This window comes from Candidatus Thiodiazotropha sp. AKIB8 (assembly GCF_058244675.1).
The window spans coordinates 59,276-80,343 of record NZ_JBSYOO010000050.1; the positions used below are offsets into that span (position 1 = coordinate 59,276).

The 21,068-nt window shown below is 47.2% G+C and carries 21 protein-coding genes; 13 read left to right on the forward strand and 8 right to left on the reverse strand.

All coding sequences use genetic code 11. The features are described from left to right. Positions 1–450 (reverse strand): FKBP-type peptidyl-prolyl cis-trans isomerase, encoded by a 450-nt coding sequence (locus AC4IFB_RS17865; protein WP_490780910.1) that lies wholly within the window; start codon positions 448–450, stop codon positions 1–3. A gap of 3 nt (positions 451–453) precedes the next feature. Beyond that, positions 454–1,230 carry a hypothetical protein gene (locus tag AC4IFB_RS17870; RefSeq protein WP_490780911.1) on the reverse strand — a complete coding sequence of 259 codons (777 nt, stop codon included), beginning with the start codon at positions 1,228–1,230 and terminating at the stop codon, positions 454–456. A gap of 599 nt (positions 1,231–1,829) precedes the next feature. Between AC4IFB_RS17870 and AC4IFB_RS17875 the strand changes: the two genes are divergently transcribed. From AC4IFB_RS17875 to rimO, 3 genes are read left to right on the forward strand one after another with little or no spacing between them, the layout of a single operon-like run. Then, positions 1,830–2,162 carry a transcriptional regulator gene (locus AC4IFB_RS17875; RefSeq protein ID WP_490778045.1) on the forward strand — a complete coding sequence of 111 codons (333 nt, stop codon included), beginning with the start codon at positions 1,830–1,832 and terminating at the stop codon, positions 2,160–2,162. Then, positions 2,159–3,022: a tetratricopeptide repeat protein gene (locus AC4IFB_RS17880; protein WP_490780912.1), complete on the forward strand. Its 864-nt coding sequence runs from the start codon at positions 2,159–2,161 to the stop codon at positions 3,020–3,022. Before AC4IFB_RS17875 ends, AC4IFB_RS17880 begins: the two co-directional genes overlap by 4 nt. 21 nt (positions 3,023–3,043) lie before the next feature. Continuing rightward, positions 3,044–4,393 (forward strand): 30S ribosomal protein S12 methylthiotransferase RimO, encoded by a 1,350-nt coding sequence (rimO, locus tag AC4IFB_RS17885; RefSeq protein WP_490780913.1) that lies wholly within the window; start codon positions 3,044–3,046, stop codon positions 4,391–4,393. 61 nt (positions 4,394–4,454) lie between these two features. On the opposite strand, the gene AC4IFB_RS17890 is transcribed toward rimO, so the two are convergent. After that, positions 4,455–4,655, reverse strand: a complete 201-nt coding sequence (locus AC4IFB_RS17890; RefSeq protein ID WP_490778042.1) for a YgaP family membrane protein — start codon at positions 4,653–4,655, stop codon at positions 4,455–4,457. Between the two features lie 153 nt (positions 4,656–4,808). On the opposite strand from AC4IFB_RS17890, the gene AC4IFB_RS17895 reads away from it, so the two are divergent. Together AC4IFB_RS17895 and AC4IFB_RS17900 are read left to right on the forward strand one after the other, a co-directional pair. Then, a complete protein-coding gene (locus AC4IFB_RS17895; protein WP_490780914.1) occupies positions 4,809–6,380 on the forward strand; it encodes a bifunctional aminoglycoside phosphotransferase/ATP-binding protein in 1,572 nt (523 codons plus the stop codon). A 97-nt stretch (positions 6,381–6,477) separates the two neighbouring features. Beyond that, on the forward strand, positions 6,478–6,819 hold the full coding sequence (locus tag AC4IFB_RS17900) for a hypothetical protein (RefSeq protein WP_490778040.1): 342 nt from the start codon (positions 6,478–6,480) through the stop codon (positions 6,817–6,819). Between the two features lie 226 nt (positions 6,820–7,045). Here the strand turns inward: AC4IFB_RS17900 and AC4IFB_RS17905 are convergent, their stop codons facing one another. After that, positions 7,046–7,972, reverse strand: a complete 927-nt coding sequence (locus AC4IFB_RS17905) for a LysR family transcriptional regulator (RefSeq protein ID WP_490774837.1) — start codon at positions 7,970–7,972, stop codon at positions 7,046–7,048. A 183-nt stretch (positions 7,973–8,155) separates the two neighbouring features. Between AC4IFB_RS17905 and AC4IFB_RS17910 the strand changes: the two genes are divergently transcribed. The 4 genes from AC4IFB_RS17910 (at position 8,156) to AC4IFB_RS17925 (ending at position 10,897) form a co-directional block, all read left to right on the forward strand. Continuing rightward, positions 8,156–9,001: a pirin family protein gene (locus AC4IFB_RS17910; protein WP_490780915.1), complete on the forward strand. Its 846-nt coding sequence runs from the start codon at positions 8,156–8,158 to the stop codon at positions 8,999–9,001. Further along, positions 9,001–9,606 carry a cytochrome b gene (locus AC4IFB_RS17915; RefSeq protein ID WP_490774839.1) on the forward strand — a complete coding sequence of 202 codons (606 nt, stop codon included), beginning with the start codon at positions 9,001–9,003 and terminating at the stop codon, positions 9,604–9,606. The genes AC4IFB_RS17910 and AC4IFB_RS17915 overlap by 1 nt, the downstream gene beginning before the upstream one ends. Further along, positions 9,603–10,202, forward strand: coding sequence for a flavodoxin family protein (locus AC4IFB_RS17920; protein WP_490774840.1), 600 nt, complete (start codon positions 9,603–9,605; stop codon positions 10,200–10,202). The genes AC4IFB_RS17915 and AC4IFB_RS17920 overlap by 4 nt, the downstream gene beginning before the upstream one ends. Before the next feature lie 119 nt (positions 10,203–10,321). Continuing rightward, a complete protein-coding gene (locus AC4IFB_RS17925) occupies positions 10,322–10,897 on the forward strand; it encodes a YceI family protein (protein ID WP_490774841.1) in 576 nt (191 codons plus the stop codon). 57 nt (positions 10,898–10,954) lie between these two features. Here AC4IFB_RS17925 and leuA read toward each other — a convergent pair whose 3' ends face one another. Further along, a complete protein-coding gene (gene leuA / locus AC4IFB_RS17930; RefSeq protein WP_490780916.1) occupies positions 10,955–12,622 on the reverse strand; it encodes a 2-isopropylmalate synthase in 1,668 nt (555 codons plus the stop codon). A gap of 351 nt (positions 12,623–12,973) precedes the next feature. Between leuA and AC4IFB_RS17935 the strand changes: the two genes are divergently transcribed. Next, positions 12,974–13,435 carry an Lrp/AsnC family transcriptional regulator gene (locus AC4IFB_RS17935; RefSeq protein ID WP_490774843.1) on the forward strand — a complete coding sequence of 154 codons (462 nt, stop codon included), beginning with the start codon at positions 12,974–12,976 and terminating at the stop codon, positions 13,433–13,435. A 12-nt stretch (positions 13,436–13,447) separates the two neighbouring features. Here AC4IFB_RS17935 and AC4IFB_RS17940 read toward each other — a convergent pair whose 3' ends face one another. Beyond that, on the reverse strand, positions 13,448–13,843 hold the full coding sequence (locus AC4IFB_RS17940) for a DUF7793 family protein (protein ID WP_490780917.1): 396 nt from the start codon (positions 13,841–13,843) through the stop codon (positions 13,448–13,450). Positions 13,844–14,057: 214 nt separating this feature from the next. Between AC4IFB_RS17940 and tfpB the strand changes: the two genes are divergently transcribed. The 3 genes from tfpB to AC4IFB_RS17955 all read left to right on the forward strand — a co-directional run bounded on the left by tfpB (position 14,058) and on the right by AC4IFB_RS17955 (position 18,376). Continuing rightward, a complete protein-coding gene (gene tfpB / locus AC4IFB_RS17945; protein ID WP_490774845.1) occupies positions 14,058–15,842 on the forward strand; it encodes a type IV pilus assembly ATPase TfpB in 1,785 nt (594 codons plus the stop codon). A 369-nt stretch (positions 15,843–16,211) separates the two neighbouring features. Next, positions 16,212–17,027, forward strand: coding sequence for a DUF5666 domain-containing protein (locus AC4IFB_RS17950; protein WP_490780918.1), 816 nt, complete (start codon positions 16,212–16,214; stop codon positions 17,025–17,027). 236 nt (positions 17,028–17,263) lie between these two features. Beyond that, the gene (locus AC4IFB_RS17955; protein WP_490774847.1) at positions 17,264–18,376 is read left to right on the forward strand and encodes a GGDEF domain-containing protein; all 1,113 of its coding nucleotides are present in this window, start codon (positions 17,264–17,266) and stop codon (positions 18,374–18,376) included. Between the two features lie 116 nt (positions 18,377–18,492). Here AC4IFB_RS17955 and AC4IFB_RS17960 read toward each other — a convergent pair whose 3' ends face one another. Together AC4IFB_RS17960 and argA are read right to left on the reverse strand one after the other, a co-directional pair. Next, a complete protein-coding gene (locus tag AC4IFB_RS17960) occupies positions 18,493–18,954 on the reverse strand; it encodes a bacteriohemerythrin (RefSeq protein ID WP_490774848.1) in 462 nt (153 codons plus the stop codon). Between the two features lie 779 nt (positions 18,955–19,733). Further along, positions 19,734–21,065 carry an amino-acid N-acetyltransferase gene (argA, locus tag AC4IFB_RS17965; protein WP_490774849.1) on the reverse strand — a complete coding sequence of 444 codons (1,332 nt, stop codon included), beginning with the start codon at positions 21,063–21,065 and terminating at the stop codon, positions 19,734–19,736. Positions 21,066–21,068 lie beyond the last annotated feature (3 nt).

A 21,068-nucleotide genomic window follows, 5' to 3' on the forward strand; every position in this document is an offset into this window, starting at 1 on the left:
TTATTCAGCTGATTCTACACTGAGAATAGAGACTTTATACTGGAAACTCCTGCCACTGAGTGGATGGTTAAAGTCTACCAGAACCCGCTCTCCATCGATCTGTTGGATTATTCCGGGTGTCTCTTCGCCCTGCTCTGTGGTGAAAGCGATAATTTGCGACTCCTCAAGGGGTAGGTCTGCAGGAAACGCACTGCGCTCAATCCAGTGGATATTTGCTTCGTCTTTTGCGCCATATACTTCATCTCCGGAGACCTCTAGAGACTGTTCATCTCCGCTATGGAGGCCAATCAGGGCGTATTCCAATAAGGGCTCCATTGTGCCGTCCCCCATTACGAACTCCAGCGGGGAGTCCTGGTACGTGGATAGCACTTCTGTGCCATCACTCAGGGTCAGGGAAAAGTGCATTTTTACACCACAGCCCAGGGCGATCTCGGGGTTGGTTGCTGTCATAAACTAATTTGCCGGCTGCATCTGTTCGAGTTGTCGCAGTTGAGGGAGTTCCAATTTGAGTCTATCTGCATGTTTTAGGGCTCTCTGTAGGCGTACCGGAGCACTCCTGCCCATGCACTTATGCTCAGGGTCCCCATCAAAAGCGTCGAGCATTGCTTGTATGAGTGCCTCGCTGTCGAATGATCTGCTGGTCATGGCCTCTTGTAGCAATATTACCTCCCTGGCTACTGATTCTGCGAATGGTTTGTGACTTTGCCACAACTCACTGACCGTTCCACCGGTTTTTAACCCTGCAATATTGGTTGTGAGTATATAGAGATTTTTAACTACCAGCTGGAATAGCAGTTGATCCTTGTTCTCTAACTGGGTTGTTGGAATATTCACCGCTGCAAGTGCCTTTGAGAGCAAATCTGCGTGGGGGCCGAAAACAGGAGAGGGGATGATCACTTTGGGATCCATTCCCGGCTTTTTCTCGAACCAGATCGAGATCACGGTGGGATCCGCAATCCCGGCCCACTCCTCAGGGAGCAGTTCATTTTGCAAAAGGCATGTGCGTTGTTTCCAGGGAGTGGGAAGTTTCTCCAGCACTGAGGGTAGATCCTTCTCACCTACCGCGACTACCACAAGCGTCGGCTTTGGAAGTTGAGCTGCCCGTTGTTCGATCTCCATCTCCCTGGTGATGGGATGGAGAGTGTAGCCCAGACGTAGAAAGCCCTTGGCTAAAACGCCGCCAATCTCACCGATACCGATCAATACGATCTCTTTTTTTAATTCTGTCATTCTGAGCTACTTACAATTGAAGCAAAAACTGTTCGCATCATAGCGGATTTGCAATATTTTTTTAAAGGGCTAACATTAACTTAATCAGGAGGATTAACAAAGGTATTTATCATTATGAATAATAAAGAAATATTTAAAAATAATGTCTTGCCCCTCTATGATGTCGAGGAGGTGTCCATGCTAGACGCAATGATACTTTTAAAGCATCATGCGAAATCAACAGGCGAGACATCCATATCTCGGGCGGCTGAGCGCCTTAAACCAGCTTCTGAACCACACACTCATGAGCCGGTACGTTCTATGTCCGGGGGTTGAGCTAGCGCGCAGCAGTACAGCTCTGCTCCTGCTTGAGTTTCACTCTATTCGACTGCGTGACTGGATCTCTTTTCACCATTTGAGGCTCTGCCATTCAGAATAGCTTCCTACCAACGTTGGGAGAGCACAATGGTATTGCGTGTAGTCTCCATATCCCCTCTGTGTAGCTCGATTTTGGCTGCAAAGTAACGACTTTATCCCCTCTATTTTAGTGTGTTTGGTTTGAACCGGATTGCGAACAGATTACTATGTAGCAATTGGTTACTACCCCTGTGGAGAGAAAAATGCAGATCGAGGGTCCTTTGAAAATTGGTGTGCTGGATGATCCTGAGCAACCAGGCCGAGAGCTACATGTCGATTTTACCTCTGAATTTCAGGCGCTCGGGTCTGAAGGACAGACCAACACCTTCAGTGACTATTTACAGACATTGCAGAAGAGCATTGTAGACTTGCCAGAGAGTGATCCTAACCGGGCAGGTATGTTGATAGTTCAACAGATTGCAGAGCAGTTGATGCCACACTTGGCAACTGGTGATCTGGAGTTGTCAGAGACAATTATTGTTGAGATGGGACGTGATCATGCCAGTAACTCCCTGATGAGTTTGCTTAATTCATGACGCAATCAGCCCATATCCTCGAAGGTACCACGGAGAATTTTGACCGACTTGTGTTGGAAAACTCCAAAAGAGGTCTGGTTGTGGTGGATTTTTGGGCCCCTTGGGTAGGGCCCTCACTCAGACAGCAGGAGATCCTCAGCGATCTGGTCAAAACCTACGATGGCCGATTTCTTTTAGTCACGGTTAATACGGATGAACAAAAACAGCTGGCAGAACGTTTCGGGGTAAAAAGCCTGCCATCCTTCAAGCTGTTTCGCCACGGCAATCTGGTTGGGGAATATCACGGCATACAGCCTGAGGCAGACTACCCGAATATCGTTGAAACCTATGTGCATAAAAAGCTTGATGAGGTGAGTCGTCAGGGGATTGCCGCCTGGCAATCAGGAGATCCTGACCAGGCGCTACAGATCCTAGCCCGGGGGGTTGTGGAAAATCCACAAAATCTTGCTCTACCCGCATTGATGGCCAATATTCTGATGCGTCAGGAACGCTATCATGAGGCCAAAGAGCTGCTGACCAGTCTGCCAGAAACAGCTCAGGAAGCAGTAGAGATACGCCACCTGTTAGCGCATGCTGATCTCATAGTCACTGCGCAGGATGTAGAAGAACCAAATGAATTGGTACAGCGTCAGCAGCAGGAGCCGGAGAATCCTGAACTGCTCTACCAACTGGCTGCGGTACATCTTCTGGATGATGATATTCAGAGTGCTCTGGATCTGCTCCTGAAAATGGTTCAGCAACATGCTACTTATCGGAATGGCGTTGCCCGAAAATCGATGAGTGCTGTATTGGATCGAATGGACTCTGAAGATCAGCAGGTAGCCCGTTATCGGCGTGAGCTGTTTCGGCTCAACTATTAGTAATCCAGGAAGAGATCAGATATGCCAAACAGTGGTAAGAATATAGGTTTCGTCTCTTTGGGGTGCCCAAAAAACCTGGTGGATTCCGAAAGAATACTCAGTCGATTACGTGCTGAGGGCTACCAACTGATCGGCAATTACGATGAGGCGGATCTGGTTGTTGTAAATACCTGTGGATTCATCGACTCCGCAGTGGAAGAGTCCCTGGAAGCCATTGGTGAAGCACTTCAGGAAAATGGCAAAGTCATTGTCACGGGTTGCCTGGGAAAAGATGAGGGCCGTATAAGAGCAGCCCATCCAAATGTTCTGGCGGTAACCGGCCCTCACGCTTATGAGGAGGTAATGGAGGCGGTGCACCAGCATCTGCCTGCGCCACACGACCCATTCACCAGCCTGGTTCCTCCCCAGGGGATTAAGTTAACACCCAGACACTATGCCTATCTGAAGATCTCAGAAGGGTGTAACCACAGTTGCAGTTTCTGCATTATCCCTGATTTGCGTGGTCCGCTGGTGAGTCGGCCTTTTGGCGAGGTGATGCTGGAGGCTGAGCGATTGGTTGAGTCAGGGGTACGTGAGCTGTTGGTGGTTTCTCAAGATACCAGTGCCTACGGCGTAGACTTGAAGTATCGTCCCGATTTCTGGCAGGGACGACCGGTCAGCTCCAGACTGAAGGATCTGGCCACAGCCCTGGGTGAGTTGCAGGCCTGGGTGCGGTTGCACTATGTCTACCCCTATCCTCATGTGGATGATTTGTTACCTCTGATGGCTGAGGGAGATATCCTGCCCTATCTTGATATGCCGCTGCAGCATGGCAATATCCGAGTGCTGAAGGATATGAAGCGACCAGCGGCGACGGAGAAAGTGTTGGCCAGAATCGCCCGCTGGCGGAGGAGCTGCCCCGAACTGACGCTACGCAGTACGTTCATTGTCGGTTTTCCTGGAGAGAGTGAATCTGAATTTGAGGATTTGTTGGCTTTTTTACAGGAGGCCCAGCTCGATCGTGTGGGTTGTTTTGCCTATTCACCAGTCGAAGGAGCAGCAGCAAATCAGCTACCCGGCGCACTTCCTGTAGAAGTAAGAGAAGAGCGGCAGGCGCGCTTCATGCAGGTGCAGGCAGAGATCAGCAGGCAGCGCCTGCAGTCGAAAGTCGGCAAAGAGATGGTGGTACTGGTTGATGAGGTGAATCAAAAGCAGGTCATTGCCCGGAGCAGTGCAGATGCACCGGAGATTGACGGTCAGGTGTTTATACCGGGTGGATGGGAGTTGGAAGCGGGGGATTTTATAAAAGTACGCATCACTGCTGCTACAGCTCATGACCTGCAGGCAGAGCCAATAGAAGTTGATGAAAGTGATATTGAGGAGAGGGTTTAAACCGGCGCATCCATGCGCCTTGCCAACCATTCAGACGAATGATTCTGTTGGGTTCGTTTACTCAGAAAGCGGAACCACTTTTACTGCCAATCTTCTTTAAAATCATAGCCAGTGGGCAGAAGCCTGTGAACGCTGATTGTAACAGGTTTAGCCCGACGAAGGCAGTGAAGTAGAGCCAGTAGGGGTGATGGTAATGTGCGAGCGTCACGCTCAACAGAATTGCAAAGCCTGCGAAGGCTAGAACAATGCGGTCAATATTCATGAAATTGCCTCTAAACTGTCAGTAATGATCTGTCTAATACCGTTGTCTGCGAATCTCCGAAAACGGTGTGGACGATCGTAACCAGCTGCATACGATCAAAAAGTGGGTGCAATATTAGCACTACCTAATATTTAGTCAAGGGTTGCCTAAATCATGGCCGGCAAAAGTTCAGATCATGATGTTCAGAATCAGCTTGTACATCACCTGCTAGACTATCCTGAGTGCTTTGGTCACAGCGTGGATCAAACAGAGCATATTGAGACTCACATATCTCATCTGTTACTGGTTGGCGACTTTGTCTACAAGATCAAAAAGCCTTTGAATCTGGGGTTTCTCGATTTTTCCACATTAGAGAAAAGACATCAGTTTTGTCTTGAAGAGTTGAGACTCAACAGGCGTTTGGCTCCCGATCTCTACAAAGGGGTTGTGGTTATCGGTGGAACTATTGATCAGCCAGAGATTGGGGGTGCTGGTCAGCCTTTGGAATATGCGGTAAAGATGAGCCGTTTCAAACAACAGGACCTGTTTGATCGGCGGCCGTTAGGGCGAGAGACGATTGATGAGCTGGCAAAACTGATCGCTGAATTTCATAAAAATGCCGCCGTCTCTTTAGATCCTTCTCAAGGAACAGCGGCGTGGGTGATGCTTCCCGTGATGGAAAATTTTCAAATTATCCGTGAGCTAAAACATCCGCTTTTAGAGAGTGAGCGTCTCAATAATTTACAAACATGGACGGAACATCAAGCCAATGAGTTGGATGGATTAATGCAAGAGCGTTATCAGGAGGGAAAAGTTCGGGAATGTCACGGTGATCTCCATCTGACCAATATTACCTTTTTTGAAAACAGGATAACGCCATTTGATGGTATTGAATTCAATCCAGCTCTACGCTGGATAGATATCCTCAGTGATATCGCCTTTTTGTTGATGGATCTTCAGCATCGTGGGCTGAGCTCATCTGCCGATCAACTATTGAATCGTTATCTGGAAGAGAGCGGGGACTATGCCGGATTGCCTCTACTGAGGTTTTATCTGCTCTATCGCGCTATGGTGAGAGCCAAGGTTTCTGCAATACGCATTACCCAATCGGATCTGCCCCATCAGCAACAACCAAAATATGTAGAAGAGTATCTCAGTTACCTCTCTTTGGCTGAGTCGTTGATCCGACATCCACCAGCCTCATTAGTTATAACCTATGGACTCTCCGGATCAGGAAAAAGTACAGTAAGTGAGCAACTCTCAGAACAGTTGATGGCAATTCGTCTTCGCTCAGATGTCGAACGAAAGCGTCTTTTTCCTGATGCTGAAAAGAGCAATGCGGATGGAAATCATGGTCGGTACTCTGGCCAGGCAACACAGATCACCTATGCTCATTTATGCGCAATGGCGCGTCGCCTTTTACAGTCAGGGTTCTCAGTGACCATCGATGCTGCGTGTCTTAAGCAGTGGCAGAGAGAGATCTTTATTCAGATGGCAGAAAGTCTGCAAGTACCTGTGTTGATACTCGAATGTGAGGTTAGGCAGGAAGTTTTGGAAAAACGGATACTATCAAGAAAGCAGTTGGGGGTGGATGCTTCTGAGGCTGATCTCGATGTTTTATCATTGCAGCAAAGGAGTCTTGAGCCACTGACTGAGAAGGAGCGGCTACATACGCTTGTGGTTGATACAGAGTCATTTCCACCGCAAGGATTTCTTGCGACAGTATTGCAGCGTCTTATGCTGTAGCTGGTAGGGAATTCCTTTTCATTTTCTGAAATAATTCTGTAGTTGCTGGTTTAATCATAAATCACTCTAAGCTCCGGGTAATAGATAAGAGGTTCTAATGCGCTTTCCCCATCTTAAGATTGGTCAAAGTTTCATCTATCAGGGTAAGCGGTATAGCAAGACCGGGCCCATGACTGCATCAGAAGAGGAGAGTGGGAAGAGTTGTATGATCCGTCGATCTGCAGAGGTTATGACTCTGGATAATTCCGAAGAGGTTAAACAGCCTCTACCAAAAAGCTTTACTCAGGATCAGGTGGTTGAGCTTTTAGAGGCCTATAAGATTGAGCTGAAATCCTGCTTGCAGACCAGAGTGGATGAGCATGAAAAAGTGTTACTTTCAGATCTGTTGAGCTGCATGGATAGCGTGTCTGTGAATGATCTGGTATCCCGCATGAAATAACAGTTTTTCTGTACTACAGTCTTTCGTAAATTTGGGTTAGATACTAGCCTTGATTGTCAGTATGGGATCGTGCCACACCACTAACTGATGAGTGATCGTTTAGCTTAATTGGTGGGGCATGGCCCCACCCTACGCCTATACGGTCAGGGGAATGACCCCACCTATACAGTCAGGTAGGATGGGGCCATGCCCCACCATAAATTGCCATGCGTAACCTGAGCTGATGTTAGTCGGAAGTGGTGATCAAACCTTCATCCCAATATGGCCGATCACCAAACTGTTTACGTAAAAACTCTGCCAGTACCCTGACTCGTTGTGGAATGAAGCGACGGTTCGGATATATTGCATAAGCATTAACCGGGGGTATGGAGTAATCGGTGAGTATCGGGGTTAATCTGCCATCGAGTACAGCTTGATATGCGATAAATGTAGGAGAAAGAGTGACGCCTTGGCCAGCAATAGCTGCTTCCAACAGAATCTGCCCATTGTTCGCCTGCATGTGGAGCGGTATACGGATAGACTGGGTTCGTCCCGACTCATCAAGGAAATGCCACTTTTGTGGTTCAGGAATATTGCGATAGCAAAGCCCTCGATGTTCTGCCAGTTCATGAGGGGTTTTGGGTCTTCCCTTTTTCTTCAGGTACTCAGGGCTTGCGCAGACTACGAAATGTATTGGTGCCAAAGGGCGGGCAACCATGGTGGAGTTTTCAAGTGGACCGATGCGTAGGGCCAGGTCGATTCCTTCCTTTACCAGATCCACCTCACTGTCATTGAGATCAATGTCCAGGATTACCCGTGGATGCTCTTTGTTGAATATGGCCAGGGCAGGGGAGAGGTGTAGAAGACCGAATGACAGTGGAGCGGCGAGGCGGAGGCGTCCGCTGAGTTCCTGTTGTGAACGGGAGACTGACTGTTCCGCTTCATTAAGATCTTCAAGTACCTGAACTGCTCTTGGATAGAATTCGCGACCTGCATCTGTAAGCGAGAGCTTTCTTGTTGTGCGTTGTAGCAGGAGCGCACCAAGGTGCTCTTCAAGTTCTGACACACGCCGGCTGATGACGGACTTACCTATGCCAAGTCGCTCTGCAGCAATACTGAATTGCCCGGATTCAACAACAGCAACAAAACTTTCAAGACACTCCAGTCGATTCATGTTTTTTCTACCCTTACTAAGCCTCTGCAGCTCACTTTGAAATAGTCACAGATCCAGTCTGCCATTCGATTGTTGCAGTATGAGCAACAGTGTTTCTCATATATATACCTTTATATCAAAAAATAACAATCTACAATGGTACATAACCAAGCAGAATTATAGGTATCTGTTAAGGAGGCTCATATGTCAGAAGTAGTCAACAAGGTTCGTTCCGTTCAGCAAACACTGACCGGTCAAGAGACTGCAGATGGTGCAGGGGTTCGGCTCACACGTCTCATAGGTGGGGGGCAATTACCACAACTTGATCCCTTTCTGTTACTGGATGATTTTCGATCAGACAACCCGGATGACTATATTGGTGGCTTCCCACCCCATCCACATAGAGGTTTCGAGACAGTTTCCTATCTATTGGCAGGTAAGCTTGAGCACCGGGATAACGCGGGTCACACTGGAATTCTCCAGGCCGGTGGCGTGCAGTGGATGACTGCCGGTAGAGGTGTTATCCACTCAGAGATGCCACAGCAGCAGGACGGATTGCTGGCCGGCTTTCAGCTTTGGGTCAATCTGCCGGCAAAACATAAAATGACTGAGCCCCGCTACCAAGAGTTTGAGCAGGAGTTGATCCCTCAAGAGCAACGAAGTGACGGAGTAAAAATAATCGTGGTGGCTGGAGAGACCTCACAGCACACCCGTGGTGCGGTGACTGAGTTAATGACACAGGCGCTCTTTTTCGATATCTCACTGGATGCAGGTGCGAAGTTCATTGAGCCGCTTGAAGGGCACTTCAATGCCTTTATCTATCTGCTGCAGGGCAGTATTGATATAGGCAATAGCCCGCTCAAGGGTAGAACCCTTGCCGTGTTGGGTAAGGGCGAATCGATTGAGATAACCGCAGATGAACCAAGTCGCCTGATATTGGTGGCGGGACAACCTCTGGATGAACCCATTGTCAGGGGTGGACCTTTTGTGATGAGCAGTGAGGATGAGTTAAAGCAGGCTTTCAAGGACTATCAAGAGGGACGCTTCTGATGAGAATGTTGAACGATAAGGCTCAATACGGTGCGGTAGCGATCGCTATGCACTGGCTTGTTGCCTTAACAGTCTATGCGCTTTTCGGTTTGGGATTATGGATGCGCAGTCTGGATTATTACGATAGCTGGTACCAGTTAGGGCCCTGGTGGCATAAAGGTATCGGGGTGATGTTGTTTTTAGCGCTGCTGTTCAGGGTGTTGTGGCGTTTTGCTAATTCCAGACCGGATCATCTGCCAACCCATAAACCTTATGAACGGGTCTCAGCATTGTGGGTGCATCTTTTGCTTTATCTGATTCTTTTTGTGCTGATGGTTAGTGGTTATCTGATTTCAACTGCTGATGGCAAGCCACTAGAGGTTTTCGACTGGTTTGTCATACCCGCCACTATCAGCGGTTTGGAACATCAAGAGGATATTGCTGGAAAAGTCCATCTCTATCTGGCTTGGAGCGTGGTGGTGCTTTCGCTATTGCATGCGCTGGCGGCATTTAAACACCACTTTTTCGATCATGACCAGACTTTGCTACGCATGTTGGGTGTGGCGGGGCGGCGTGTGAATTTATCAAAAACAGAACCTATTAACGATGAGGAGAGATACCAATGACAACTGTGGCGATCATTTATCACAGCGGTTTTGGACATACCAAGTTACAGGCCGAAGCTGTAGAGAGAGGTGCGGCGAGTATAGACGACGTTGAAGTAGTTCTATTGACGGCTGAGGAAGCAGGTGCAGATCTGGACCGGCTCGACACTGCTGATGCAATAATTTTTGGTAGCCCGACCTATATGGGCAGCATGTCAGCCGAGATGAAAAAGTTTCTTGAAACTGCGGCGGCCAAATGGTTTACCCAAAGCTGGAAAGACAAGGTTGCAGGTGCTTTTACCAACTCGAGTTCTTTTTCAGGCGACAAAATGAATACCCTGGTTGGGTTGATGATCAATGCAATGCAGCAGGGCATGATCTTTGTGAGTTTAGGTATGCATCCTGCTGCCAGTGACCCTGAATCGATGAATCATATCCAGGGCCCGGGGCCTGAAGTACTCAATCGGCTTGGTTCTTATATCGGGCCGATGGCTGCCAGCTTTCAAGTTGATCCTGGAGATGCACCATCCACTGGGGATCTCGCTACAGCCGAAGCCTATGGTGCTCGGGTTGCCACCATTACACAGCAGTTAGTGCGAGGGCGGGCTGCAGCATAAGTATATTTTTCAAGTTTTCTTTCAATGGGGAAAAACCCCAACTTACTATTCAGGCCATTCTTGGAGCTCTGTGTGTCAAGATTCCAATAGTCTGGATAGTACTACCTTAGGAGTGAGTGATGATGTTAAAAAGATATTTAGTTTTGCTTTTACTTTTATCTGCAGTGGCTCTGCCATTACAGGCTGAAGAGTATGTGATAGACAAAAAGGGAACCCATGCATTTATCCAGTTCAAGATAAAACATTTGGGCTACAGTTGGCTGTTTGGTCGCTTTAATGATTTCAGCGGTCGCTTCAACTATGACGAGAAAAACCCCTCTGCAGCAGATGTGTCTGTAGATATCAATCCAGCGAGTGTGGATAGTAATCATGCGGAACGTGACAAGCACCTGAGAGGAGAGGATTTCCTTTTTGTAGAGAAGTATCCAACGGCTAAATTTGTATCCACCGCTTTCATGGAGCAGGGAGAAGGTAAGGCCACCCTCAAAGGGGATTTGACCTTGCGCGGTGTAACCAAGTCTGTGGAGATTGACGTGGAGCATATTGGCCATGGTAAAGATCCCTGGGGGGGATATCGTCGTGGGTTGTACGGTACTACCGAGATTGCCCTGGCCGACTATGGGATTACATTCAATCTTGGGCCTGCTTCTACAACAGTTCAGCTTGAACTCTCAATTGAAGGAATACGTCAATAGAGATAAGAGATATCGGTGACCCTTTGGTTGTCTGGCTCGGGTCACCGATGTCTGTATCTATGCGGCTTGCTTTTCTGTTATTGCAAAGTTAAGTGCAGACAATACAGCATTCAGTGAGGCGTTCACCGTATCGCGGCTAATGGCTGCACCAGCAGTGCGTTGTCCCATGTAGTTCATCAAAATATAGGCCGCCGCTTCTGCATCAGCGCCTTCGCCAATGGCATGTTCCACATAATCGATCACCTGTATAGGCAGACCTTCAGCGTTGGAGAGGGCGTCGATAAAAGCTGATATCGCCCCCTTGCCATGACCTTTGATGGTCATCGTCTTTGTACCATGCATCACTTCAGCTTCAATCTTCTCTTCTCCCGATCGATGATCGATTCGATAGCTGGTGAGTTGGTATGGTCCCTGGCCTGTCACGAAATGTTGCTGAAACAAGGTGTGAATAGTCTCGCTGCTGACTTCTCCCAGATGCTGCTCCGATTCACTTTGCACTATGTTGGCGAGTTCCACCTGGAGCCATCGCGGTAACACCAATCCATAGTCCCGCTCCAGGACATAGGCAACGCCGCCTTTCCCGGATTGACTGTTAACTCTGATCACGGCCTGGTAGTCACGACCGATATCCCGTGGATCGATTGGTAGATAAGCTACCTGCCAGGGTTCCCGCTCCTGTTGAAGGTGCAGGCATTTACGAATTGCGTCCTGATGTGAGCCGGAAAAAGCGGTATAGACCAGCTCTCCTACCCAGGGGTGGCGTGGGTGAACCGGCAGCCCGGTGCAATCACGATAGATCTGGATGATCTCATCAGGGTTGGATAGATCAAGAGAAGGGTCGACGCCTTGGCTGTAGAGATTCATTGCCAGTGTAATGATGTCCATATTGCCGGTTCTTTCACCATTACCCAGCAGGGTGCCCTCTACCCTGTCGGCACCTGCTAGTAAGGCGAGTTCTGCAGCGGCTACTGCGCTGCCACGATCATTGTGGGTATGCAGAGAGATAATAACCGAGTCTCGCTTGGAGATATGTTGGCAAAAGTACTCCACCTGGTCTGCGAATAGATTGGGTGTGGAGCTCTCTACGGTTGCTGGCAGGTTGATAATGCAAGGGGCGGTTGGCGTGGGTTGCCAGACATCGATGACCGCCTCGCAGACATCCACGGCGTAATCCCACTCTGTATTGGAGAAACTCTCAGGTGAGTATTGAAAAACCCACTCAGTATCAGGATAGCGAGCGGCTTCATTGCGCACTAGCTCAGCGCCTCGAACTGCAATGGACTTGACCCCTTCCATATCACTCTTGAATACCCGTTCTCGCTGTATAGTTGAGGTGGAATTATAGACATGCACAATTGCTCGCCGAACCCCCTTCAAGGCCTGGAAGGTTTTGCTGATCAGCTCCTCCCGAGCTTGCACCAGAACTTGTACAGTGACATCTGAGGGGATCATGTCATCTTCGATCAGTGATCTTACAAAGTCATAGTCGGGTTGACTGGCAGAAGGAAAGCCGACTTCAATCTCTTTCAAACCCAAGTTGACCAGGAGTGTCCAGAGGCGACGTTTTTGCGCTACATTCATGGGTTCCAGGAGGGCCTGATTACCATCTCTCAGGTCGACACTGGCCCAGATTGGGGCATTCTCGATGGTGTTGTCCGGCCACTGCCGCCCCGGCATAGGGTGAGCAGGATTGGCTTGGTATTTTCGGTGATCAAAACGCTTCACTGTTTGCTCCTGGTCTTTCAATGTTGGCATAAGCTGTCATTGGTTGTGCTGGCTCTCCATCCTGCCCTTGTGGGGTGGATGGGCCACAGAAACTTGTGGTTTCGTGGTTAACTGACCAGACCATAAGTAGCCTCAGACATTTTTTTAATATTTAACGACGGCTGAGTGTCGGGATGCTTATGGTTTGGTCGCTAGCTTCAGGCTTGTGGCCTATGTTGAAAGAGTAATACAAAGTGCTTGGCAGATGCTTGCGAAATATATCCTAATAATTTAAATAATTAGTAAAATATTGCTATTAATTATAAAAAATTAGTAGAATATATCCATTAAAGTGATTAAGTGGATATTTATGTGACATTAGATAGATATGACAAACATATTCTGCAGGTGCTGCAAATTGATGGGCGTATCAGCAATCAAGAGTTGGCGGAACGCATCGGTCTATCGCCGTCCCCCTGTCTGCGAAGAGTGCGTGCCCTTGAAGAGTCCGGTGTCATAGCCGGATATCGTGCTCATCTGGACAGAAAAAAGCTCGGATTGAATCTCATGGCTCTGGTACATATTTCGATGGATCGTCATACTCCAGAGAGGTTTGATAACTTTGAGAAGCAGATTCATACCATGCCTGAGGTGCTGGAGTGCTTGCTGATAACGGGTCAGGACGCCGATTATCAGGTGAAAGTCGTTGTTAAGGACATGGATGACTATCAGGCGCTACTTTTAAATAAGATCACGAGAATTGAAGGGGTTACAGGAGTTCATTCAAGCTTTGTACTGCGCCGTATTGAAGATAAAACCGCATTGCCCCTGTGAATGAAACCAAGGTTACTCTTCGGCAATAAGTGGTGAAGTTGCGTAATTTTGTTTCAGCCACTCTACAGCTTCATCTTTGTCGTAGAATGATTTGACTTCTATCTCCTTGAAATAGGTACTGGAAGCGATGCGGGTCATCAGAGCATCCCTATGGTTCCGCTCTACAAATGCCACTGCCTTCAAGCGGCTTTTTGTCTGTTGCATCAGGACGATCTGCACCAGTACAGATATTGAGTAGTGGCCTTTACGTTCAATCAATACCGGGATAGGTTCGTTGAATCTGGCCAGATAGTCGGTAATCTGTTTTACGTCATCCTTCACCAGCTCGCCATTGGTGTAGATAACCGCTGCGACATAATGATTATCTTCAATCGTGAGGGTCAATTTGCCGGTGTCAAGATCGTGCATAGCGTTCAGTATAACTGGCTTTGAGGGAGATCTGTATAGAGGGTTAGACGTTACCCTATAATTTAAAGAAACTAAAATTGGCCGTTAATATATGGGTAACTATTAACTGTGTGAGTTTCAACTATGTCGTTTTAGAGGGGCATATGAAAATCGAACGGTGTCTCATCACTCACCAAGGTAGAGGGATTATGTGGGCAGTAATGGGTAGGGAAAAATGATTGTACAAGCAATGAATGACAAGCAGTTGGATTTGAGTGATCTGCTCGACTGGCTAGTGGAAGATGGATTAATCCAGAAGCAACTGGCAAAAACGGTACAGGCTGTCAATCAAGGGACGAAAAGAACCTCCCACCCACTGGTGATGATCGCTGAGCACAAGTGGCCGGATCAGCGAAATCCCCAAGCGATTTTGGATCTTGATCTGCTGACAGCCTGGCTGGCAAAAAGGGTTAACCTGCCTCTGGTTCATATCGATCCGCTGAAAATCAATGTGCCCGCAATCACTTCAGTAATGTCGTACGCCTATGCTAAACGTTTCAACATCATTGCACTTGAAGTCAAGCCGGATGAAGTTGTGATCGCAACAGCAGAGCCTTTTTTCAATGAATGGGAGGTGGAACTCACACCTATTCTTAATAAAGCAATCACCAGAGTGATTGCTGACCCAATAGAAATCGAACGGTATCTGGTCGAATTTTATAGCCTTTCCCGGTCGGTGCGGGCAGCACATGACGACAGTCAGGAAGCAGGCCCCTCTGGTGTTCAGAATCTTGAGCAGCTGATGGAGTTGGGGCGTAGCGGTAAGCTTGATGTTGACGATCAGCATGTGGTGAATATCGTCGATTGGTTGCTGCAGTATGCCTACAGTCAACGTGCCAGTGATATCCATATTGAGCCTACCCGTATTCAAACCAATATTCGCTTTCGCATTGATGGCGTCATGCAGATGGTCTACCAGATTCCTCCCTCAGTTGGAACTGCGGTGACCTCAAGAATAAAGATTCTGGGTCGTATGGATGTTTCTGAAAAACGTCGTCCGCAGGACGGTCGCTTAAAGACCCGAGGCAATATGGGAGCAGAGGTTGAGTTACGGCTCTCCACCATGCCTACTGCCTTTGGTGAAAAACTGGTAATGAGAATTTTTGATCCGGAAGTGCTGGTCAAAGATTATCGCGCATTAGGCTTTTCTCAGGCTGAGACAAGTCAATGGGGCGATATGATAAGTCGTCCTAACGGAATTATATTGGTTACCGGCCCGACAGGTTCCGGTAAGACCACGACACTCTATACCACGCTCAAGGAGTTGGCTAAACCGGAAGTGAATGTTTGTACCGTTGAAGATCCCATTGAATTGGTGGAACCAAGCTTCAACCAGATGCAGGTACAGCATAACATCAATCTGGATTTTGCCAGTGGAGTGAGAACTCTGTTGCGGCAGGATCCGGATATCATCATGATCGGCGAGATTCGAGATAGAGAAACAGCAGATATGGCGGTACAGGCCTCGCTTACCGGTCACCTGGTTTTTTCGACCCTGCATACCAATGACGCACCCTCTGCAATAACTCGATTGTTGGAGATAGGTGTTCCGCCCTACCTGCTCAAAGCAACGCTGCTCGGTGTATTGGGGCAGCGGCTTACTCGAACCCTGTGCCCACACTGTAAAGAGCGGGTACCCCTCAATGAAGAGTTGTGGGATACCATGATTACACCTCTGCGTGCCAAGACCAGTCCCAAGACAGTTTGTCAGCCGGTGGGATGTTTGGAGTGTCGCCAGACAGGGTTCTACGGTCGAGTGGGTATATACGAGATGATGGTTGTTTCCCTGGCAATAAAACGGCTGATAACCGCTGATTGTGATACTAATCAGTTGCGCCGACAGGCCATAAGTGAAGGTATGCGTCCACTGCGGCTGAGTGGTGCACAAAAGGTAATGAAAGGGCTTACAACGATCGAAGAGGTATTAAAAGTTGCACCGCCAGAGAGTATAGAGATCTAGTGTGGCCCTTGTTAATGGGGCAACCATTGACAAGGGCTGTGCCTTGACTTGAGTCATTTGTGGGTCTCTAAAAACGTCAAACAATATAGGACACTGCACTAAGCCTGTTAACAGGCCCTGGTTAAGCTTAATCGCTTCTGTCATGGATCGACTATTCAGGAATCCTCCTTCCGTCAGTGATTTAATCTCGATTCTTTGTATTTACTGTGTTATCAATAGCTTAGTAGTTAATTATTTGAGAGATTTTGAGCTTGAAGAATTGCTGAGGGAAGCTATAATTACAAAAAATGGGCATAATTTCCCAAATACTCCAGAATATCCCGGAATTCTTAGCAGTAACCATCTGGAACCTCACAGATAGGTGAAGAGATGAAGCAAACACTAAAAACCTCATGCCTGAGTATTGTACTTGCCGTATTTGTGAGTTCATTTGGGGATGAGATGAGTTATGGCCCCTCACTGACCTCTCATGAGGGTGGGAATTGGTTGGCAAGTGCAACTGCGGGAGGCGTCGAATATAATTCTGATCGGGTGCGACAGCAACATATTGGAGATCAAAAACTTGATAGTGGTTCTCAAGGGGAGGAGACCTTTGAGCATGCCAGCGGGCGGGTTATTGGTGATCGTAGTACAACAGATGTGGATCATGTTCTGTATGACGGTGATCTGGAGGGACCGGTCAGTGGTGGGAGTCTTAGGATAGGCAGGCATAGTGCTACATTTAATATCCTGGGTATGACGGTTCGGGCAGATACCGACAAAACTGTCTACAAAAACGGCGCCAGCTATGAAGGATTGGCAGAGGGGCAGGAGTTGAAAATCAGCGGGTTTTTTGACGGTAACCAGATTGTGGCCTCCCTTATCGAACTGCAATCTGATGGTAAGGACGATTACGAAATAATGGGAACTGTAGCTGCTTATGATAGTGATGGCGTTGCCTTAGTTCTGCAGAATGGTGTAATTGCCGGGCCATATCCTTTGAGCAACAGGGTTGTGTTGCACATACCACCAGATCCGGTGGGTTTATTCGTGGAAATGGAACTTGAAAACCGTGGTGGCACTGTTCAAGTGGTGCATATTGAAAGTGATTCAGGGCGTCGTCCTGGGAGTATAGGTGGGGCGAGGTATTCATACAGTGCCGTGACGTCGTATCACCATGCATGGCTCGTAAGTCAGAAGTATTGAACTATCTGCTATGAGTTGAAAAAAATCTTACTTATAATTATCAAAGATAACTATTGATAGGTAGAGAAAACTACTATTTCTTGGCTGGCACAAAAAATAAACCATAAAACTACAGAATCTATGACGAGGTACAGTAGTGTATACTATACTGATCTGAGTACCTTGGATGGTTATAATAAATGTCTCTAATCCAATCTTATATTAAGCATCTTGGAGTCAATTCGCGCATATATTCAATGCAGGAATTGGATGACCTGCTCTCTGCTGAAGATCACCCGGACTACATGCGCAAGCACCGAGCGATTTTACTTGGTGATCGAGTTAGATTTGTAGCTTCACTTTTTACGCTTCTGATGCCGCTGTGGATTGTAGTTGATTATTTACTACTTCCAATGGAGACACTGCTTCCCATTCTTGCTGTACGATTGGTTTCTACAGGTCACTTTTTCTATCTGTCACGTCACCAGACTGAAGATCAGGACCTCAGGAAAAGCATATTTTTATTGGGTGGGATGTTGATCAACCTGCCACTTACCTTTTTTATATCAGCACATTTTTTAACAATGGCATCGGTAGATGGGCTGGATCCGCTGGTTATGCAGCTCTACACCTTGTTGCCTTATGTTGCTATCGGCTTGATTGGTTTGTTTCCCATGACGCTTTTAGAGGGCATGTCAGTAGCCTTTTTACTGGTGATGTTGACAGTAACTGGTTGGAGTTACTATTCAGCTATCCCGATGGATCAACTGCTTCCAATGCTGTGGTTGCTCTGTATTATTGTTAGCGTGGTAATATTTGCATCGACTCTACAGCTGCAATACATGATTACTTTGATTACCCGCGTAGATCATGATCCTGTTACAGGGGCTCAGACAAGAAAATCGGGCATGCAAAGTCTAGCAAAATCCTTCCAGCAAGCGCATATATTGAACGAAAATATAAGTGTTGTTTTAATCGATCTTGATAACACAGAAAACATAATTACTGAATTCGATTACGCAACTTACGACCATGTAGTGCAAGAGGCCGCTGACATTTTGCAAGATGACCTTCGGCATAATGATATGTTGGTAAGATGGGGTGAAAAGGTATTTTTGCTGATACTGCCTGGCACCGATTGCAAGGGTGCAGAGATTACAGTGAAACGAATCTACACTAATGGTTTGGGTACCCTGCCAGATGGCAGTCCGGTAACTGCAAGTATCAGTGTAAGTGAACGTGTAGCTGATAATATCGAAGAGTGGTCAAGAATGCTGGAAGTGGTGAATATTCGAAGAGATGGGGCAAAAAAGCAGGGCAAAGATCGCTACCTGCTTTGTGGGGATAAGGTTCTGGATCAGGTCTCCTGAAATGTTACATGTTAGAACTAAACCTGACGGTAGCAAATAGTACCTTTAGCTCTCTGTGGGCAGAAATTTTATTGGATAAGCCTGCATCCGGATTTTGGTGAGTTATCTAGTTCACTTCATTTAAAAAATTTCTTAAATGACTTTGCTAGCCAGCCATTCTTTTTATCATCGCTGGTCATTGAGATTATATTGTTTTTAACCGCCTTAACGTAGGCCGCATCATCATTACGTATATGGTTGAAAAGCCAACGTGCCAGAAGGTCATGCAGCTCTTCAGAAATATCCTCACCTTTCTTGAAACGTTCCTGAAATTCAGAAACTCGCCGTATGAATAGTTCATGGACTTTTTTATGGGGGCGGACAAATTCATATCCAGCATCTTCTATGAGCGCTTCTTCAAAACTGAAATGAGAGAGAGTGTAGTCAACGGTTGCATCAATAATATCCGAGATTGCTGCCTTGTCTTTGTTGATTCTGGCGTCGTGGAGTTTGTTGATATAGTCGACGATGCGTTCGTGTTGACCATCAATGACTTTAATTCCTGTCTCTAGATCGGCCGTCCATAGTAAACGTCCCATATGAATCCTCCCTTAGAGAATCTCCGATAAAATTTTCCTGCGAATTTTATAATAATCATACTTTGTTCAAAAAGCTAGGTAGTGATAAGAAGTAATAGTATTGAATTGTTAACAGCAGATAATGATTATTTTAATTTCAATCAGCTTATTAACCCGGGGACTAAGTATGTTGTCTTCAGCCGAAGTGTGCCTGCCTGCGGTCCGGAATAAAATCAAGCGAAATCGTAGGGTGTGGCCCTGGCGTACCATGCCCAATAGAAACAGGGCCGCTTGATGAGCCGGTTAATATCAGCTCCTATGGTGCGGCAGGGCCACACCATAGATCACACATCTAATATCCCGGTGATCTAATAGTAATCGTTGAGGGGCTGGTACTGTGAAGTTGCATCGTCTGCTCAAATTGGTATCCAGCAGAGACAGTCTACTGTCTAAAAATATTTATTTTAGATTGAATCATATGCTTTGCTTAAGAAAGAGCTTTTAGTAAAGCCTTAAAAATTCAGGTATCAGCAGAGGATTACCTGACAATACACTGATATGACTGATCGCTAACACAATAAACCCTAGTGCCAATAGGGAGTACCCAGCTATTTGTTGAGCATCCAAGTGTAAACAGTTCATGTTCCATTCCTCACTATTTTGTTACTCCTGGTTACATTAATAGCAGACAGGCCAGATGAAAAACAGAGTAAAATAGTAAGGATATTGGAAGTGTGCTGTTATACCCCGGAGCTGACCCTATTATTGGCCAGGCAACATAGTATGAGCATGTAGTTTGCTCAGAGTTGTTTGATAAAGACCTTGGAGTTTCTGCGGTAGTTATAGAGATCTCTCTTCAGCATTGGGATATCTCTTAGATCCGCCAGGGTGAATCCCCGTTCTTTGAACCATTGTGCAGACTGGGTAGTAAGAATGAAGAGTCTCTCTATACCAAGCTCTCTTGCTACATTTTCCATGTGACTCAGCAGCCGATCACCCCGGTCATCGCCCCGATATTCGGGATGAACCACGACACAGGCAAGTTCCGCCATTGATTCCTCAGGATAGGGATAGAAGGCGGCGCAGGCGACTACCATGCCGTCTCTTTCCACAAGGGTGAAGCTCTCAATTTCAGTCTCGATCAGCTCCCTTGATCTTCTTACCAGTACGCCATTCTGTTCCAGAGGTTCGATCAAGTTGAGAAGGCCGCCGACATCATCAATACATGCGGTACGTGTCTCTTCGTAAGGTTCAGCAGAGATAAGTGTGCCAATACCATCTCTTGTAAACAGCTCTTTGAGAAGGCCGCCATCCATTTGCCGATTGATTAAATGGCAGCGTTTAACGCCGCTTCGAGTAGCAGATACTGCAGCGTTGAGGTTTTGTTTGAGCTCATCAGGCAGACGTTTGCGTTTTTCCAGTAAGGTGTCTACTTCCCGTGGTGTGAGGCTGGTAATCAGCCGCTTACGTGAATCGGTTACACCTTTAGCCTCAATAAGGCAGATTAATTTGTCCGCGCCAAGTGTGGTGGCCACTGATGCAGCAACATCTGCAGCACTGAGATTAAAAACTTCACCAGTTGGAGAGTATCCAAGAGGAGGCACTATGGCGATTGCACCCGATTCAAGACGTTGCTCAATGGCCCCAGCATCTACTCTGCGGACTACGCCTGTATGGCAATAATCTATTCCCTCTTTGACGCCGATTGGTTTTGCGGTAACAAAATTTCCAGAGGCGGCTCTAATGCGTACTCCAGCCATAGGGGAGTTAGCAAGCCCCATGGAGAGTAACGCTTCAATCTCTACCCGAGCAGCACCCGCAGCCTCTTTAACGCATGTCAGTGCGGCATCATCTGTAATCCGTAACCCCTTTACGAACTGGGTCTCTACGTTTCTTGTTTTTAGTCGTTCCTCTATTTGAGGACGAGCGCCGTGAACCAGCACCACTCTTATTCCAAGTCCATGTAGCAGCGCAATATCATGAATCAGATTGGCGAAGTGGCTGTCAGCCACAGCTTCACCGCCAAAGGTGATGACAAAAGTACGTCCGCGATGTGCGTGAATATATGGTGATGAACCACGAAACCATTCAACAAAATTGTCCGGTAGCTTTTGATCGTGTTTTTTCATCATGGG

What these genes read in the sequence shown, in the direction of transcription:
- AC4IFB_RS17865 (WP_490780910.1), bottom strand. Translation starts at nt 450, where the DNA reads ATGACAGCAACCAACCCCGAGATCGCCCTGGGCTGTGGTGTAAAAATG.
- AC4IFB_RS17870 (WP_490780911.1), bottom strand. Translation starts at nt 1,230, where the DNA reads ATGACAGAATTAAAAAAAGAGATCGTATTGATCGGTATCGGTGAGATT.
- AC4IFB_RS17875 (WP_490778045.1), top strand. Translation starts at nt 1,830, where the DNA reads ATGCAGATCGAGGGTCCTTTGAAAATTGGTGTGCTGGATGATCCTGAG.
- AC4IFB_RS17880 (WP_490780912.1), top strand. Translation starts at nt 2,159, where the DNA reads ATGACGCAATCAGCCCATATCCTCGAAGGTACCACGGAGAATTTTGAC.
- rimO (WP_490780913.1), top strand. Translation starts at nt 3,044, where the DNA reads ATGCCAAACAGTGGTAAGAATATAGGTTTCGTCTCTTTGGGGTGCCCA.
- AC4IFB_RS17890 (WP_490778042.1), bottom strand. Translation starts at nt 4,655, where the DNA reads ATGAATATTGACCGCATTGTTCTAGCCTTCGCAGGCTTTGCAATTCTG.
- AC4IFB_RS17895 (WP_490780914.1), top strand. Translation starts at nt 4,809, where the DNA reads ATGGCCGGCAAAAGTTCAGATCATGATGTTCAGAATCAGCTTGTACAT.
- AC4IFB_RS17900 (WP_490778040.1), top strand. Translation starts at nt 6,478, where the DNA reads ATGCGCTTTCCCCATCTTAAGATTGGTCAAAGTTTCATCTATCAGGGT.
- AC4IFB_RS17905 (WP_490774837.1), bottom strand. Translation starts at nt 7,972, where the DNA reads ATGAATCGACTGGAGTGTCTTGAAAGTTTTGTTGCTGTTGTTGAATCC.
- AC4IFB_RS17910 (WP_490780915.1), top strand. Translation starts at nt 8,156, where the DNA reads ATGTCAGAAGTAGTCAACAAGGTTCGTTCCGTTCAGCAAACACTGACC.
- AC4IFB_RS17915 (WP_490774839.1), top strand. Translation starts at nt 9,001, where the DNA reads ATGAGAATGTTGAACGATAAGGCTCAATACGGTGCGGTAGCGATCGCT.
- AC4IFB_RS17920 (WP_490774840.1), top strand. Translation starts at nt 9,603, where the DNA reads ATGACAACTGTGGCGATCATTTATCACAGCGGTTTTGGACATACCAAG.
- AC4IFB_RS17925 (WP_490774841.1), top strand. Translation starts at nt 10,322, where the DNA reads ATGATGTTAAAAAGATATTTAGTTTTGCTTTTACTTTTATCTGCAGTG.
- AC4IFB_RS17940 (WP_490780917.1), bottom strand. Translation starts at nt 13,843, where the DNA reads ATGCACGATCTTGACACCGGCAAATTGACCCTCACGATTGAAGATAAT.
- tfpB (WP_490774845.1), top strand. Translation starts at nt 14,058, where the DNA reads ATGATTGTACAAGCAATGAATGACAAGCAGTTGGATTTGAGTGATCTG.
- AC4IFB_RS17950 (WP_490780918.1), top strand. Translation starts at nt 16,212, where the DNA reads ATGAAGCAAACACTAAAAACCTCATGCCTGAGTATTGTACTTGCCGTA.
- AC4IFB_RS17955 (WP_490774847.1), top strand. Translation starts at nt 17,264, where the DNA reads ATGCAGGAATTGGATGACCTGCTCTCTGCTGAAGATCACCCGGACTAC.
- AC4IFB_RS17960 (WP_490774848.1), bottom strand. Translation starts at nt 18,954, where the DNA reads ATGGGACGTTTACTATGGACGGCCGATCTAGAGACAGGAATTAAAGTC.
- argA (WP_490774849.1), bottom strand. Translation starts at nt 21,065, where the DNA reads ATGATGAAAAAACACGATCAAAAGCTACCGGACAATTTTGTTGAATGG.